Origin of the sequence: Litoribrevibacter albus, assembly GCF_030159995.1 — a bacterium.
GTDB classification, from domain to species: Bacteria; Pseudomonadota; Gammaproteobacteria; order Pseudomonadales; family Litoribrevibacteraceae; genus Litoribrevibacter; species Litoribrevibacter albus.
Map to the genome: position 1 here is coordinate 448,462 of NZ_BSNM01000003.1, position 14,931 is coordinate 463,392.

At 36.2% G+C, this 14,931-nt stretch carries 12 protein-coding genes; 10 read left to right on the forward strand and 2 right to left on the reverse strand.

The annotated features are described in order from the left end of the window. Positions 1-13: 13 nt before the first annotated feature. Both QQL66_RS03790 and QQL66_RS03795 read right to left on the reverse strand, forming a co-directional pair. Positions 14-1,420 (reverse strand): O-antigen ligase family protein, encoded by a 1,407-nt coding sequence (locus tag QQL66_RS03790; RefSeq protein ID WP_284378928.1) that lies wholly within the window; start codon positions 1,418-1,420, stop codon positions 14-16. Positions 1,421-1,516: 96 nt separating this feature from the next. Next, a complete protein-coding gene (locus QQL66_RS03795) occupies positions 1,517-2,479 on the reverse strand; it encodes a hypothetical protein (RefSeq protein ID WP_284378930.1) in 963 nt (320 codons plus the stop codon). Positions 2,480-2,998: 519 nt separating this feature from the next. On the opposite strand from QQL66_RS03795, the gene QQL66_RS03800 reads away from it, so the two are divergent. From QQL66_RS03800 to QQL66_RS03845, 10 genes are read left to right on the forward strand one after another with little or no spacing between them, the layout of a single operon-like run. After that, positions 2,999-4,024 (forward strand): glycosyltransferase, encoded by a 1,026-nt coding sequence (locus QQL66_RS03800; RefSeq protein WP_284378932.1) that lies wholly within the window; start codon positions 2,999-3,001, stop codon positions 4,022-4,024. Continuing rightward, a complete protein-coding gene (locus QQL66_RS03805) occupies positions 4,021-5,262 on the forward strand; it encodes an O-antigen ligase family protein (RefSeq protein WP_284378934.1) in 1,242 nt (413 codons plus the stop codon). Before QQL66_RS03800 ends, QQL66_RS03805 begins: the two co-directional genes overlap by 4 nt. Beyond that, on the forward strand, positions 5,240-7,153 hold the full coding sequence (locus QQL66_RS03810) for an acyltransferase family protein (protein WP_284378936.1): 1,914 nt from the start codon (positions 5,240-5,242) through the stop codon (positions 7,151-7,153). Before QQL66_RS03805 ends, QQL66_RS03810 begins: the two co-directional genes overlap by 23 nt. 11 nt (positions 7,154-7,164) lie before the next feature. Continuing rightward, complete coding sequence (locus tag QQL66_RS03815) at positions 7,165-8,343, forward strand: glycosyltransferase family 4 protein (RefSeq protein WP_284378938.1); 1,179 nt, start codon at positions 7,165-7,167, stop codon at positions 8,341-8,343. An 8-nt stretch (positions 8,344-8,351) separates the two neighbouring features. Continuing rightward, positions 8,352-9,485, forward strand: a complete 1,134-nt coding sequence (locus QQL66_RS03820; RefSeq protein ID WP_284378940.1) for a glycosyltransferase — start codon at positions 8,352-8,354, stop codon at positions 9,483-9,485. A 3-nt stretch (positions 9,486-9,488) separates the two neighbouring features. Further along, entirely contained in the window at positions 9,489-10,487 is a 999-nt protein-coding gene (locus QQL66_RS03825) for a glycosyltransferase (RefSeq protein ID WP_284378943.1), read from the forward strand. Beyond that, the gene (locus tag QQL66_RS03830) at positions 10,484-11,485 is read left to right on the forward strand and encodes an acyltransferase family protein (RefSeq protein ID WP_284378945.1); all 1,002 of its coding nucleotides are present in this window, start codon (positions 10,484-10,486) and stop codon (positions 11,483-11,485) included. Before QQL66_RS03825 ends, QQL66_RS03830 begins: the two co-directional genes overlap by 4 nt. Continuing rightward, a complete protein-coding gene (locus tag QQL66_RS03835; RefSeq protein ID WP_284378947.1) occupies positions 11,486-12,913 on the forward strand; it encodes an oligosaccharide flippase family protein in 1,428 nt (475 codons plus the stop codon). After that, complete coding sequence (locus QQL66_RS03840) at positions 12,910-13,917, forward strand: right-handed parallel beta-helix repeat-containing protein (protein ID WP_284378949.1); 1,008 nt, start codon at positions 12,910-12,912, stop codon at positions 13,915-13,917. The genes QQL66_RS03835 and QQL66_RS03840 overlap by 4 nt, the downstream gene beginning before the upstream one ends. A gap of 27 nt (positions 13,918-13,944) precedes the next feature. Then, entirely contained in the window at positions 13,945-14,931 is a 987-nt protein-coding gene (locus QQL66_RS03845; RefSeq protein ID WP_284378951.1) for an acyltransferase family protein, read from the forward strand.

A 14,931-nucleotide genomic window follows, 5' to 3' on the forward strand; every position in this document is an offset into this window, starting at 1 on the left:
TTTTACAATAGCTCTACCTTGAAGATCTTTCTCTGCGGCGATAGGTTTTTCTGGGTAGATATCTTACAACCCAGCTCATTGATAATATGATGACAAAAAATGCGGCATTTGCGGGTATTTGTAGATTGAAGTCTACCGTGCTGTGTAACAGTATTGCTGAGATGGCCATTATTGGAGCAAATGCTAATGCTTGGAACAGTAAGGTTCGTCGATTTCGCATTGTGCTAATAGCCGTGGTAAATGATGTTAGGAGCAGCAGGGCTAGAGGTGTTACCCCGATAAAGCCGTGCTCTGCAACCAATTGAAGATAGTCATTATGAGCATGATCATAATAAAGTGTGATGTCATCTCCTCTGTACTGGGGAAAAGCTGTATAGAAAGTACCTGCTCCGCTGCCTAATAGTGGCTGATTTGTAATCAGTGTCAGGGTATCCCGGTTTACTTCATCACGACTTTCTTTTGTAAGTGCAGTTCCTTCAAGTCTTTCAGCAACTTTATCAATTCCGAACCAAGCGCCGACGATTAGTGTATCGATAATAAGCAGGCTTATGAGTAAAATCAGGCTTCCTTTAGTCACTCTCTTGGTCATGAAGAGCCAAATTAATCCTGCGGCTACTAGACTGAAAAAGAACGCTGTATTACCCATGCGGGAGTGGGTTAATACAAGTGCAATAACCATGATGGCCAAGCAGATCCTTACTCTGGCTTTATTGCCCATTAATGACGTTATTAGTCGGCGTCCTCTTTCTCGCCAGTTAGAAGATGACTTTTCATAGAGCTCTGATAGTAATAAACCGATTCCAACGGATAAGCATAAGGTTAAGAAATTTGCCATGTGGTTTCGATTCCAAAAGGTGCCTGTAGCAACACCGTGAAAGGCTTCTTTTTTGATAAAAAAACCATACTCGAGATTGGATAGTGTCATCAAGGCACCATACAGAGCTTGTATGACACCTGTAATGACAAACGTTAATGCTAATTTTCTCAAGCGATCTCGAGTGTTTGTGAGGGCTAGAGTCAGAAAAGCGAGGCATATAAACGCTAATGTTTGTTTGAAATGTATCCAGCTGACAAAAGAATCAATAGAGAGTGTGATGTAAGGGCTGGGTTCCAAAGATAAATCAACTGGGCGAAGTGCTTGGATAAGTGATGAAGGTAGTGGCGCAAGTTGAATTAAAATAATTCCGCTGAAGCTGAGTAGGGGTATAAACAACCAGTGACTTTTGGCAAGGGGTTGAGTGATGGTTACCTTTTTATAGGTATAGAGGATAAGCCACCAAGCAGTTAAACCGTATGAAACTATTTCCATTAAGTGCCAGGCCCAAGGTCGATTACTGCCTAGGGGAAGAGGTAACCAAAAGATTAAAATCAAAAATATGTAGAACAGTTTCTGGTCAAAAACTTGGTTGGAAGGTTTCATTGATGGTGCTCAGATATAGATGGGTCAGATAGAAATAAAAATCCCGCTAAAGTTGTAGCTGTAGCGGGATTTTTAGGTTGGGGTGATTATCGTAGGTTAACCGCCGCTAGCAGAGTTTACTCCACCACCGCCACTTCTTGGTGAAGGGGAAGCTCGATTAAGTGCTGCTCTTGCAACTTGGTTGGTAGGGCCAGCTGCTGTTGATGGTGCTTCTGCAAGTCCTTGAATAATAGCAGTATCAACAATGGAGTTGCTGATGCCTGTAATATTATTAGCTAGTACTCGAATTGATGCTGCAAGATCCGGGTTTTGGCTAACAGCTTCCGCGATTAATGCTGCAATTTCTTCATCTGTTTTGCCCTGGCTAATTGCTTGTTCCAGAGCTATTTGTAGGCTACTTAATTCAGATAATTCTTCTGGTGATAGGTCGGTAGGCGTTTCGGCCGGTTGTTCTGCAGGGGCTTCAGCTACTTGATCAACAGGTGTTTCGGCTGGTTGTTCTGCAGGTGCTTCAGTGACTTGATCAGCAGGTGTTTCGGCCGGTTGTTCTGCAGGGGCTTCAGCTACTTGATCAACAGGTGTTTCGGCTGGTTGTTCTGCAGGTGCTTCAGCGACTTGATCAGCAGGTGTTTCGGCCGGTTGTTCTGCAGGGGCTTCAGCTACTTGATCAACAGATGTTTCAGCTGGTTGTTCGGTAGGCGCTTCAGCTACTTGATCAGCAGGTGTCTCAGCTGGTTGTGCTGCAGGGGCTTCAGCTGGTTGTTCTGCAGGGGCTTCAGCTACTTGATCAGCAGGTGTTTCAGCTGGTTGTTCTGTAGGCGCTTCAGCGGCTTGATCAGAAGGTGTTTCAGCTGGTTGTTCTGCAGGGGCTTCAGCTACTTGATCAGCAGGTGTTTCAGCTGGTTGTTCTGCAGGGGCTTCAGATACTTGATCTGCAGGAGCTTCGGTAGTTTGTTCAGTAGGTGTTTCTGAAGTGGTTGCGTCTTGAGCTTCAGCTAATGCTTGAGTAGTAGAGGCCCCCATGGCCACTGCAAGTGTGTACTTTATAAAGGGATTCATTGGTAATTCCTTTTACTTAAATGAGAAAGCGAGTAGATCTACTTATGGTGAATCCTACCTGAATTTTGAAGTGGAAAAAAGCAGGCGTGGGCTATTCTTCTGGAGAAATTACCTATCACGAGAAGTGTGTTTGAAAGTGACAAAATTGGGTGTTTAAGTAGTGTTATTGTGTGGTATATTGGAACACAGTGTTCGTGAAATGGTTTTAAAGCTGTTTTTAAATTTAGCTTTATTGGAGCGAATTTATAGGAGAAATTACTACTTTAGTTGTGGCGTGGTCAACCTGATCAGGGGCGTTGGACTATTAGAGTAGTGAATGCAATTAAGAATTCCTCTCAAAGGCACTAAAAATCAGGCTTTATAGTCCTATAAACCGAATTGCTTTACTTGTCATATTTGTTCATTCATTCGGCGAGTGAGGCTTATGGTGCAGACTGAACTATGGAGAGCATGTTCAGATGTCCCATAAAATGTTGGGTTGCGAATCGTTTGAAACTGGATGTTCAGACTAGGTGTTATATGAAAGTTTTAGCTTTTCCTGCGTATAAGAATGAAAAATCAAATCCTTATAATGCTCTCCTATACAGGGCAGTTGTAGACAAAGATTTGGATGTCATAGAGTTTTCCTTAAAGAAGCTTTTTTTGTTCAGGTACAATGTAGTCCATATACATTGGCCAGAGTTTTACCTAAATAGTAATTATTATCTTAAAGCTTTGGTTTGTTCATCTCTTCTTTTACTTGGGCTGTTCATTGCAAAGTTATTCAATAAGAAAGTTGTGTGGACTGTACATAACCTAGTTCCTCATCACATAAAATATAAAAAGACGAACTCAATATTCTGGCTTTTGTTTTTAAAGTTGATTGATGGAGTTGTATCTCTGTCTAAATCCAATGAAAAAATCTTATTTTCGGCATACCCTGAGCTGAAAGGCGTGGAAAGTTCAGTCGTATATCATGGCTTATATGATGGCTGCTATCCTTCTGGAATTCTTAAAAACGATGCTTTAAAAAAACTTGGACTGAAAGAGGGTGATAGAGTTGTTCTATTTTTAGGTCAGGTAAAAAAATATAAGAACGTTGAAGCATTGATTTCGGTCTTTAATTCAAATTGTACTTTAAAAAATGATTACTTGGTAATAGCAGGTAAGTTTGAAAGTCAGGCGTATTTTGAAGAGATAAAAGCGCAGGCTAAAAGTGAAAATATACTGATTTTTGATGGGTTTGTAGATACTCAAGATATGCAAGTATATTTTTCCGCTGCTGATGTAAGTGTTTTACCATTTAATAATATATTCAATTCTGGTAGTGCTCTTCTGAGTGTTACTTTTAAAACTCCCGTGTTGATTCCATATACAGAAAATTTTGAGGAGTATAGCCGCATTATCAATGGGATGATATATACGTATTCCGGTAATATTTCAAATGAACTGATAGCGGATGTTTTGGATGGTAACAGAAATTCTGATAGCTTAAATCTTGACTCTTTGAGTTGGAGTAATATAGCGAAAAGCCTTAAATCTTTTTATAGTAAGATAGTTTTATGATAGCTATTGATTACTTTAAGAAGTTTGGCTTCGGGTTCGTTTTGCTTTTCTGTTTAGGGGTTTTTCATCCTGTTTTGTCTAGTAAAGTTGCAATGATGGATCTGGATTTAGATGTTCAATCTCTGAATAAATCTGGGAGTAATTTTACCAAGCAGGTTTTTTGGTTGGGTATGTTTTCTTTCTACTTTGCATGCTTCTTAAGCGATTTTTTTAGTGGTAGGCGAAACTTTAAGTTAGAAGTGAAGATTCACTACTTCCTTGTTCTTGTTGGAATATCCCTAGTTACAGTCTTATGGTCTGAATACCCATCCTACGTAATTAAGCGATCATTGTTTCAATTGATATTTATGCTAACCGTAGCTCTGTCATTTTACTATTCAGTTGTAAATAACGGGATTGAAAAAGTAGTGCGCTTTAGCTCGTATGCTGTAGTGCTTCTTATTGGAGTGACCGTGGTTTTAGGTGTGGCTTTTGCTGGTGATGGGGCTTTAGTTGGATTCACGAAAGGGAAGAATATTCTTGCAGCAAACTTATGTGTCTTAGTTATTCTTATTATGTTTCTTGTTGGTCAGTTAGGAATTGAAATAAGGAAGTATGGATTTTTATTGTTTTTAATAACTTCTCTTTTAATTATGACTATGAGTAAAACTAATATAGCGATCTGTTTTGCTTTGTTTTTTTCCCTTATGTTTTCTGTGAATAAAATTAAAACAGCTTTGGTTCTTTCTTATTTTTCTTTGTGTATGTTGTTTATTTTTATTCCGTCTGTTAGTTATTTTTTTGAGGGGATGTGGCATTTAGGTTTGGTCCTGGATCCTGATGCTTTAACGGGAAGAGGATTTATATGGGATACTTTATATTATGATCTTGGGTTTTATGAAAAAGTAGCTTTTGGATATGGCTATGGGAGCTATTTTAATGTTGGTGTGATTCCTTATTTTTTTGATGATGGTTATAGTTTTATCCAGTACATAACGTCAGCTCATAATGGATATATTGGGTTGATTATGCAATTTGGTTTCTGGCTTAGTTTGTTTGTGCTATTAGTATTTTTATTGTTGCTTAAAGATATTGGTAGCCGTTGGCAGGTGACTGCGATCTTTGTTCCATTGATTCATAATATTACTGAGTCATCTATATATAGAGATCAAAACTTAATTTGGATGTTGTTTATTGTTGTGGTTATGAGTGTTTGTGTTAAGTGTCGGGGGGATAATGAACAAGAATTATCGTCTTGATATTAATGGTTTGAGAGCTATTGCTGTACTTGGTGTTTTAATATTCCATTTTGATAATTTGTTGCTAAGTGGAGGTTTTGCAGGAGTTGATATCTTCTTTGTTATTTCAGGCTATCTTATGACTTTGATAGTGTGTTCTGGAATAGAAAAGAATACTTTTAGTTTGATTTATTTTTATGGTTCTAGAGTACGAAGAATTTTTCCAGCTTTAATGGTTTTATGCTTTGTCATGATGCTGTTTGGCTGGTTATATCTCACGCCTTTAGATTACACGCAGTTGGCGAAACATGTAGCAAGCAGTATTGGTTTTGTTTCAAATATTATCTATATGTCTGAATCTGGGTATTTTGACGTTGATTCAAAATATAAGTGGCTTCTACATACTTGGTCATTATCTGTAGAATGGCAGTTTTATTTGGTTTATCCTGTTTTTGTCCTTTCTGTGGTATCGCTCTTCTCGAAATATAGTATTAAAACAGCGGTTCTAATTCTTACTATTATAAGTCTCATCTTTTCTATTTGCTCGTCATACTTTTGGAGTTTAGATTCATATTATTCATTGCCTTGTAGGATATGGCAAATGGGTGTAGGTGCTCTGGCCTATTTATATTTTAATAGGGATTACTCAAGGTTTTCGAATTGTTTTTTCTTTTTCGGTTTATTGCTTATTTCATTGTCGTATTTTTTGTTTGATGAGAGCAGTCCGTGGCCTGGGTATTTATCCGTAGTGCCTTGTTTAGGTGCTTTTTTTATTATAGTTGCAAAGTCTAATAACTCTTTTATTACAAACAAATTTATGCAATTTATAGGATATCGCTCTTATTCTATATATTTATGGCATTGGCCGGTTGTTGTTTTGTTTTCTTACCTGAATTTTGAGTCTTATTACTCTATTTTTTTAGGTTTAATGATCTCTATTTTATTGGGTGATATATCGTATCGCTGTGTTGAAAATTTTAGATGGATAAATGCACCTAAATACAGTTTTGTGAGTTTAATATTTTACCCGCCTTTAATTATCGCAATTCTAATTTTTTCTTTTGGGGTATCTGTTTATGTTTCTGATGGATTGAAGTCGAGATTTCAATCTCACCCCGCCTCTACTATTGAAAGATCTCCTATGGCATATGAATGTAATTCTAAGTGGGAAGATCCATGTGAGTTGTTTAATGAAAATGGTAGCTGGGCTGTCATTGGTAATAGTCATGCAGTTGAACTCTCTTATGCTCTGGCTGAAAGGGTGAGTAAGTATGGTGACGGAGTTAAACAATATACTAAAGTTGGTTGTACTACTGCTTACAATATTAATGAGCTTAATGATTGTTCTAAATGGGAGAGAAGATCTGTTACTTCATTGATTTCAGATGGAGATATTAAAAATGTTTTAGTGAGTTATCGCATCACCTCTTCATTATTTGGAGATAACATATCAGATTACCCTAATTTGCCTGATAACCATCCCTCTGTTTTGAATTTTATGAATAAGGACGATGCTAGGCTTGAAATACTGAAATCTTTTTCATATATGTTAGAAGACTTAGCAGCTGTAAAAGATAAAGTGTACGTAGTATTGCCGATTCCTGAATTATATGAAAATGTAAATAGATTGGCTTTTAGAAATAATCTGTATAATGAAGAGTATGGAAGTATATCTGGCACTAGTGTTGAGTATTACATGAAAAGAAATGCTTTAGTTAGAGAGTATCTATTAGGAGGTGATTTTCCTTCTAATGTTCATTTTGTAGATCCTAGAGATACCTATTGCGATACTTTGAATTGCTTTTCATTTAAAAACAATGTAGCGCTGTATTTTGATGATGATCACCCATCGTTAAGTGGGGCAAGATTAATTGTTGATAATCTTATGGAATTACATCTTTTAGAAGGTTAGTGGGTATCAGAATGAAAGTTGCGATTATACATGACTGGTTGGTTGTTAATGGTGGGGCAGAGAAAGTATTAGAGCAAATACTTATTCAGTACCCTAATGCCGATATATTTACACTTGTAGATTTTTTACCAGAGCACGAGCGTGAATGGTTAAAGGATGCAAAGGTCACAACGTCGTTTATTCAAAGGTTACCATTTGCTAAAAATAAATATCGCAATTACTTCCCTTTGTTTCCTATTGCTATTGAACAGTTTGATCTTTCTGAATATGAATTGATTATCTCTTCAAGCTATTCGGTAGCTAAAGGGGTTATTACTGGTCCTGATCAAACGCATGTGAGTTATTGTCATTCGCCGGCTCGTTATGCGTGGGATCTGCAGGCTCAATATCTCAAAGAGAGTTCCATGGAGCAAGGCATTAAATCTATTATTGCTCGGTACTTCTTACATAAATTCAGAATCTGGGATGTTAGAACGTCGAACGGTGTTGATGAGTTTATTGCTAATTCGAATTTTATTAGAAAACGAATTTATAAGTGTTATCGAAGAGAGGCCGCTTTAGTATATCCACCTGTGGATGTTGAACGTTTTCAGGTGTGTGAAGAGAAAGAGGATTTTTATCTGGCTGCTTCTCGACTTGTACCATACAAGCGTATTGATCTTATTGTTGAAGCTTTTACTAATATGCCTGATCGGAATTTGAAGGTTATAGGTGATGGTCCTGATATGAATAAAATTAGGGCTATTGCTAAAGGTGCTGCAAACATAGAAATTCTTGGTTATCAATCGAATGAATCTATGGTTAGTTATATGCAAAAAGCTAAGGCTTTTGTATTTGCGGCGGAGGAAGACTTTGGCATTGTACCAGTAGAGGCTCAGGCTTGTGGTACTCCTGTAATTGCTTATGGTAAAGGTGGTTGTCTTGAGACCGTTCGAAATGGCATTACGGGACTACACTTCGGTGAACAGAAGGCTTCTTCAATAGAATTGGCAGTTCATCAGTTTGAAAAGATTTCTTCTGATCTCAATGTAGAGAATATTAGGGAGAATGCTGAACGTTTTTCAAATACAACATTTAGAAAAAATATACACTCAGTTGTTACTCGAAATATTCAATTTCTGAGCAGTGGCGCAAGTTTTGCAAATTCCAACGTAGGCCGAATCAGTGCGCTAGAGCAAGTTGAGAGCTAGAGGAATTAATGGTGAGTAAAAGGATCTTACATATTCATCAAGATTATCCAGATGGTAGAGTGTACCCCTGTACTCGGGCCGTTGCTAATTTAATTGATGCTGTAGAGAACGAAACACGGTCAATAGAACACTTCGTATTGTCGATTAATCGTACTTCTAATCCTCTGAATATATCTATTAAAAAATTTGATCAAGGGCTTTCTGTTGTCTATTGGGCAATACCTCTGCCTTATATATATTTGCCTGTTATGTGGCTTTGGTCATTGATTTTTTTAAGGTTATTAAAAAGCTCTAACTTTGACTTAGTGCATGCTCATAAGTTAACTACTGAAGGTCTAGTTGGTGAATATATAGCAAGAAAACGTGGTATCCCTTATGTGATATCTGTTCGTGGTGGGTCGGATTCTCATAATATTAATCGGTTACCTTGCTGTAGAAAAGTTTTTAAAAGAATAGCTGAAAACGCATTTCATATTTTTTTTGTTAGTCCTTGGATGAAGAATAGGTATCCTGATTATTTCTTAAATGAAAGTAATACTAAGCTCCCTAATATTTGCGAATATAGTAAGTCAGTCTCCAATATTGATAATCGAAATAATAAGTACATAAGTGTCCTAAGTTTCCATCAATATAAAAGAAAGGGAATTCTTCCATTAATAAAGTCCATTTCTCTTCTAAGGGATGAAGGATTTTATGTGTGTCTGGATGTCTATGGTACAGGAAATGCTGCATACCGTAAGGTAATAAGTGACTATATTGAAGAGCTGGGTTGTCAGGATCAGATAGATCTAAAAGGAGAAGTTCCTAGGGATGATTTAGTCTCAGCCCTCAAAAAATCGAAAGGCTTGTTGCTACCTGCGGCTAATGAGACCTTCGGTATGGTATATATAGAAGCCCTTATGGCTGGTGTTCCTATTTTATATCATCAAAACACAGGGGTTGATGGTTATTTTGATGATAATGATATAGGAACTAAAGTGGCAAGCCAGGATGTATTTGAGATTAAAGACAGAGTCAAAGAGTTGGTGCTGTCAAATGAGTTTTTCTCAAACCAAGTTAACTTGTTAATCTCGTCTAACGATTTTGATTTGTTTTATACAAATAATATTGTTAAAGAATATCTTTCAGTTGTTGGAGCTTAGTCTATGAACGGAAAAATTTTGGTGATAGCTTCGGCAGGTGGGCATTTAACTCAGGCTATGTGTGCTACAAGTCTGTTTGATGATATTGTTCTTGTTAGTAATAAAATTAATATTAAAGACTCGCGCATAAGGTTTTCATATATGATACCGGATACTCAGTTTAATGCGATTATCCATTTTTTTAATATATTTATCGCGTTGTATATTCTAATTAGACATCGACCAAGTTTAATTGTTAGTACAGGTGGGCCTATTGTTCTTCCATTTGCGCTTTTATCAAAGCTTCTATGCTTTAATTTTGTTTTCATTGACACTCTTTCAAGAGTAGTAGAACTATCAAATACTGGGAAGTTGTTAAGAAAATATAAACTTTACGATGTCTTTTTTGCTCAGTGGGAAACGGTCGCTAAGGCTAATGGTGTCCGTTATATTGGGAAGTGTTTTGATATCCTTGATGAAAATTCAGATGTTAAGAAAATAACACCTGTTGATCCTCCTGCTATTCCAATGGTTCTAGTAACGCTAGGTACATGTGATTATCCATTTGATCGCTTTATTGAATTAGTCTCAACTCACCCTTTATATAAAAGTCCTAATGTTCGCTGGATTCTTCAGGTGGGTGATAACTCTGTGAGTGTGCTTCCAGAAAATGGGGAGGTCATTGGTCTAGTTTCTCGTCAGGAAATGGAAAACTATGTCAAACAAGCCAGTTTGGTTATAAGTCACTGTGGTATTGGTAGTATAAATTTGATGCTTAGTTATCAAAAGCGTGTGATTTTTGTTCCTCGAGTCGAAAAGTATGGTGAATTTTCTGACGATCATCAGCTCCAGATTGCTGAAGAAATTAATCATCCGCTAATGACGGTTGTGCATCCCGGCAATTCTCTGCCTTCATTTAGTGTGGAAGGTTTAATAAAGCAGCCAAGATATGATCTGCCTCGTGATATCACCAACAGAGAATTTTCAAGACAAATCTATACCGCTTGTAATAAGGCATCATGATGTTTTATCAGTACGTACACAACTTGCGTGGACTAGCCATTCTGCTTGTTATTTCGGCTCATGTTATATCTGTAGTACCGTTTGATCATTCTCTGGTTGCCGATATGGTTCGTAGTGTTTTGAAGAACTGTACGGTTATATTTGTTTTGATAGGTGGTTGGTTATTCTCATATTTGGCCTCTAAGTATTCCTATAAATCTTACCTTGTTAGTAAGCTAAAGAAAGTAGTAGTACCTTATGTTGTTATCTCGATTCCTGCTTTAACTGTTTATCTTCTTGGGCTTAAAGATACTCATCCTTGGGTAGATTTGGCAACTTTGAAAGAGACCTACGGATATTTCGGACAGGTAATATTTTATCTATCCACAGGTGCTCACTTAGGGCCGTTATGGTTTATGCCAATGATATTCATTTTTTATCTTCTTTTCCCTGTTTTTAAATCACTATCTCAAAGCCGATTGCTAATTTATATGCTCTTGTTTTCATTGTTTCCTGCTGTTTTTCTAGGAAGGCCCGATGCTAACGATGATACTTTACAATCATTTATTTATTTTTTGCCTGTTTGGTTAATTGGGATGTTTCTCTTTCAACATAGAGATACCTATCAGTGGAAAGGAAAATGTTTTTTTTCCTTAGTAACTTTGTTTTTTTTGGCCTTGCTTGCTATTTATTCATTATTTGATTGGGATTCAAGGGTTGATCTAATTCTAAAGATTGTTGCTGGTTACCTTTTGTTTTCTGGATTTAGTAATTTTTTAAACAAGCCTAATAGGTTTTTAGGTGTGATGGCTGATTTGTCATTTTATTTATTTTTTATTCATGGTTATTTTATAGCTGTTTTCAGAGGGATTTTTTCTAGGTATGATTTTTTACCTCAAGGTGTAGTTGCCTTTATTATAGTGTTTTTTGTGGTCATCTTTTTATCTGTTCTAAGTTTTTATTTCTTTAGGTTTATCTTAAAAGAAAAAACCGGTCCATTGTTAGGAGCCTATAGGTAGATGAGTGCTTCTCATGAACTGAATTCCGCAATTATAAGAAGTATTACAGGAAAGTATGCTCTGTACGTCATACAGTTACTATCGCTTATCATTCTTTCAAGAGTATTTACACCTGAAGAATTTGGAGTTTTGGCAGCTTTTCAGGTGATTGCCTTATTTTTTCAGGTAGTGGCGACTTCGGGCATTGCTCCAGCTGTGGTTTTCCATGAAAATTTAACGAAAGAAAAGCGTGATGGTATATTTAGTGCCTCGATTTTAATCGGTATATCTTTAGTAATAGTCTTTTTAGTTAGTTATGAAGCATTGTTTATATGGTTAGGTATTACTGAAAGTCTAATTCTAGCAGTATTTCTTTTAATTAATATTTTCTTTGCCTGTATCTCTATGCTCCCAATGGCAGCACTGCAAAAGGATGCAATGTTCATAAAAATTTCCACAGCTGAAGTGGTAGCTGAACTAGTATTGCTACTGTTATGCTTTTTTCTCTATTTTTATTGTAAATTTGGGTTTGAGGCTTTAGCAGTTAAAATTTTGTTGACGCCTTTATTTCGATTTATCTGTTATTATTACTTTTCTAAAGATACTCAATTAGGAAGGCCGGGAATAGGAGTGAAAATTACGGCTTTTAGTGAGCTATTTCAATTTGCTAAGTTTCAGGTGTTATTTAATTTTTTAAATTTCTTTTCCAGAAATTTGGATACATTGCTCGTTACTAAGTACTTCGGAACAGCTGTTGTTGGTTTCTATGACAAGTCTTATCAGTTAATGCGTTATCCTCTTCAGTTGTTTACTTTTGCTATTACGCCAGCCTTGCAACCAGTTTTAACTAAATATAAGAATGAACCCGGAGTGGTGCAAGAAGAGTTTTACCATATTGCTTTCAAACTGGCAATTGTTGGGATCTTTGCATCTAATGTTCTCTATTGGGGGGCTTCGGACATTTTGTTGATTATGTTTGGAGATCAATGGTTTGGTGCAACTGATATCCTAAGGGTCCTTGCTGTGTCGATCCCTCTGCAGATGGTACTTAGCTCTACAGGTGGGATATACCAGGCATTTGGCGATACTAAGAGTTTATTTTTCTGTGGCGTATTCTCTTCCTTTATTAATGTCTCTGCCATTATTTTCGGCGTGATGTTGGATGATGTTCTTTGGTTATGCTATTTGCTAATAAGCGCTTTTATATTAAATTTTATTCAATGTTTTTGGCAGATGCGAAAATCTGTATTTACTGATTTTCAGTTGGTTAAGTTCTTGTTTCTTTTGGTGTTATGTTTGATTCCGTACACTAATTTATTATTTTTTACTATCTCAAGTGTATTCTCAGAAAGTGTTATTGAGTCACTTTTTGATGTCTCATTGATATCCTTAGTCTCTCTAGTTTTCTCCATGATTTTTTTCTTTCTTAGCAAAAGGCTTTTTGGATGAAGCGTCTATTGTTTCCCTTTCTCTGCTTTTGCGTTTCCCTTTCGACGTTTTTTGTTGTTGCTCATTCAAAAGGCGTTTCTGAGTGCACGCATCATGTTAGCTCATCATTTTTTCCTTATATTCCATTTCTTAATGAATTTCTTTCGTTTGAAGATGTTAAGGAATCTTTAAATCCGGGTGATGTTGTTTGCTTTGAGTCGGGTGAATACTCAAGTGTACACTTGAAGGGGGTCAACGGAACTAAATTGAAGCCAATTGTTTTGAAATCAATAACAGAGAGGGAGGCTCATATTGAACTTTCTGATTTTAAAGGTACAGGTATAGGTATTCGCGAAAGTAGTTTTGTTGTGATTGAAGGATTTATGATATCAGGGGGGCTTTATGGAATACGAAGTGTTGATAGTCATGACTTGTTTATACGAAATAACTGGATAGAGAGTGTAGGGCAAGAAGGGATATTACTGACTGTTGATCGGTGTCGAAGTTCAAGTGAAAACTATCTTATTGCTAAGAACAAAATTTTGAGTACCGGAAGAAAAAATTCTCAATATGGAGAGGGAATCTATGTAGGTTCAGGTAAGGAGTCAAACTGCGGAGTAAAAAACGTTGCAATCGAAGGTAATTCTATTTCGCATACAACAAACGAAGCTATTGACATTAAGTATAATGTTAGCGATGTTTTGATTAAGAATAATGATATTTCTGATGTTGACTTGGCTTTTAATGGAGTTATAACTTTATCAACCTCGGATTTTCCAAAGGTGGATGGTCGTTATCAAGTTATTTCAAATAGGATTTCGAATTTTTCTAATAGGAATGGATACAAAGCTGTTGCAGTTGCAGTTGGTAACGGCAGCGCATTGATCAGTGGGAATGTAGTGATTAATAAAGATGGGCTTTTTGTTAAGTATTATAAGTCACTACTTTCTAATAGCTTTGATCGAGTTGTCATCGAATCAAATTCGCTGTCTGGCGGAATAACATATTCAAATATTTGTTGCTAAGTCAGTTTTTTAGGATAAGAGGTTCCCTTGCAATATCTAAATAACTTCAGAGGAGGCGCGATATTAGCTATATTATTTATACACTCAATATCAACTATTTCTATAGGTGATTCTCTTTTTCTTTCTGTATTGTCCAAAACCTTAAGTGGTGCAACCTTCTTATTTGTTATGATATCTGGCTATTTTTTTGCCAGATTCTCTGATGGATTTAAGTATTTTAGTTATCTTAAAGATAAGCTGGCATTCGTTCTCGTGCCTTATGTTGTTTTGTCGTTTCCTGCTGCCATGATCTATGTCTTAGGTTTCAAGTCTTCGCATACATGGATGGATATGTCCTGGTTTGGTTCGCTTAGTAGTATTGAGCAGTACACATATTTGTTGATGACGGGTGCTCATCTTGGGCCATTGTGGTTTATTCCTATGATGGTTATGTTTTATTTATTTAGCCCTGTATTTTTTGAAATATGCAATAAAAGTCTAGTGTTACCTGTATTTGTTTTTTCTGTTATTGTTTCATTTATTATTGGGCGTCCCCAGTTTGATAATAGCCCTTTTCTTTCTTTTTTATATTTTTTACCTGCTTATATATTGGGATTTGTAATATTTTATTATCATGAGGTTTTGGTTTGGTTTTCAAAGAAAAGTGTTTTATTATTGTTTTTAGTGCTTTTTATGAATCTGGCTCTGAGTATTTATTTTTCAGTTGTAGATAATCATGTTAGTGTTTTTTATCAAGTTGTATTTTCGTTTCTGCTTTTAGCTGTTTTTTATCGATATTATAATTATCGGCTAAGATGGCTTGATCTATTTGCTAGATTAAGCTTTTTTATTTTTTTTATACATGGCTACTTCTCTGGGCTGTTTAGGGCTGGATACAAAAAAATTGATTACTCCGGATTTGAAGTTTTATTGGTTTTGTTTGCTTTCTTAGTAACTGTTTTTTTATCGTTATCGGTTTTTGTTTTTTTAAAGTTACTCCTAAAAAATAAGACTAAAACTTTTATCGGTGCCTAG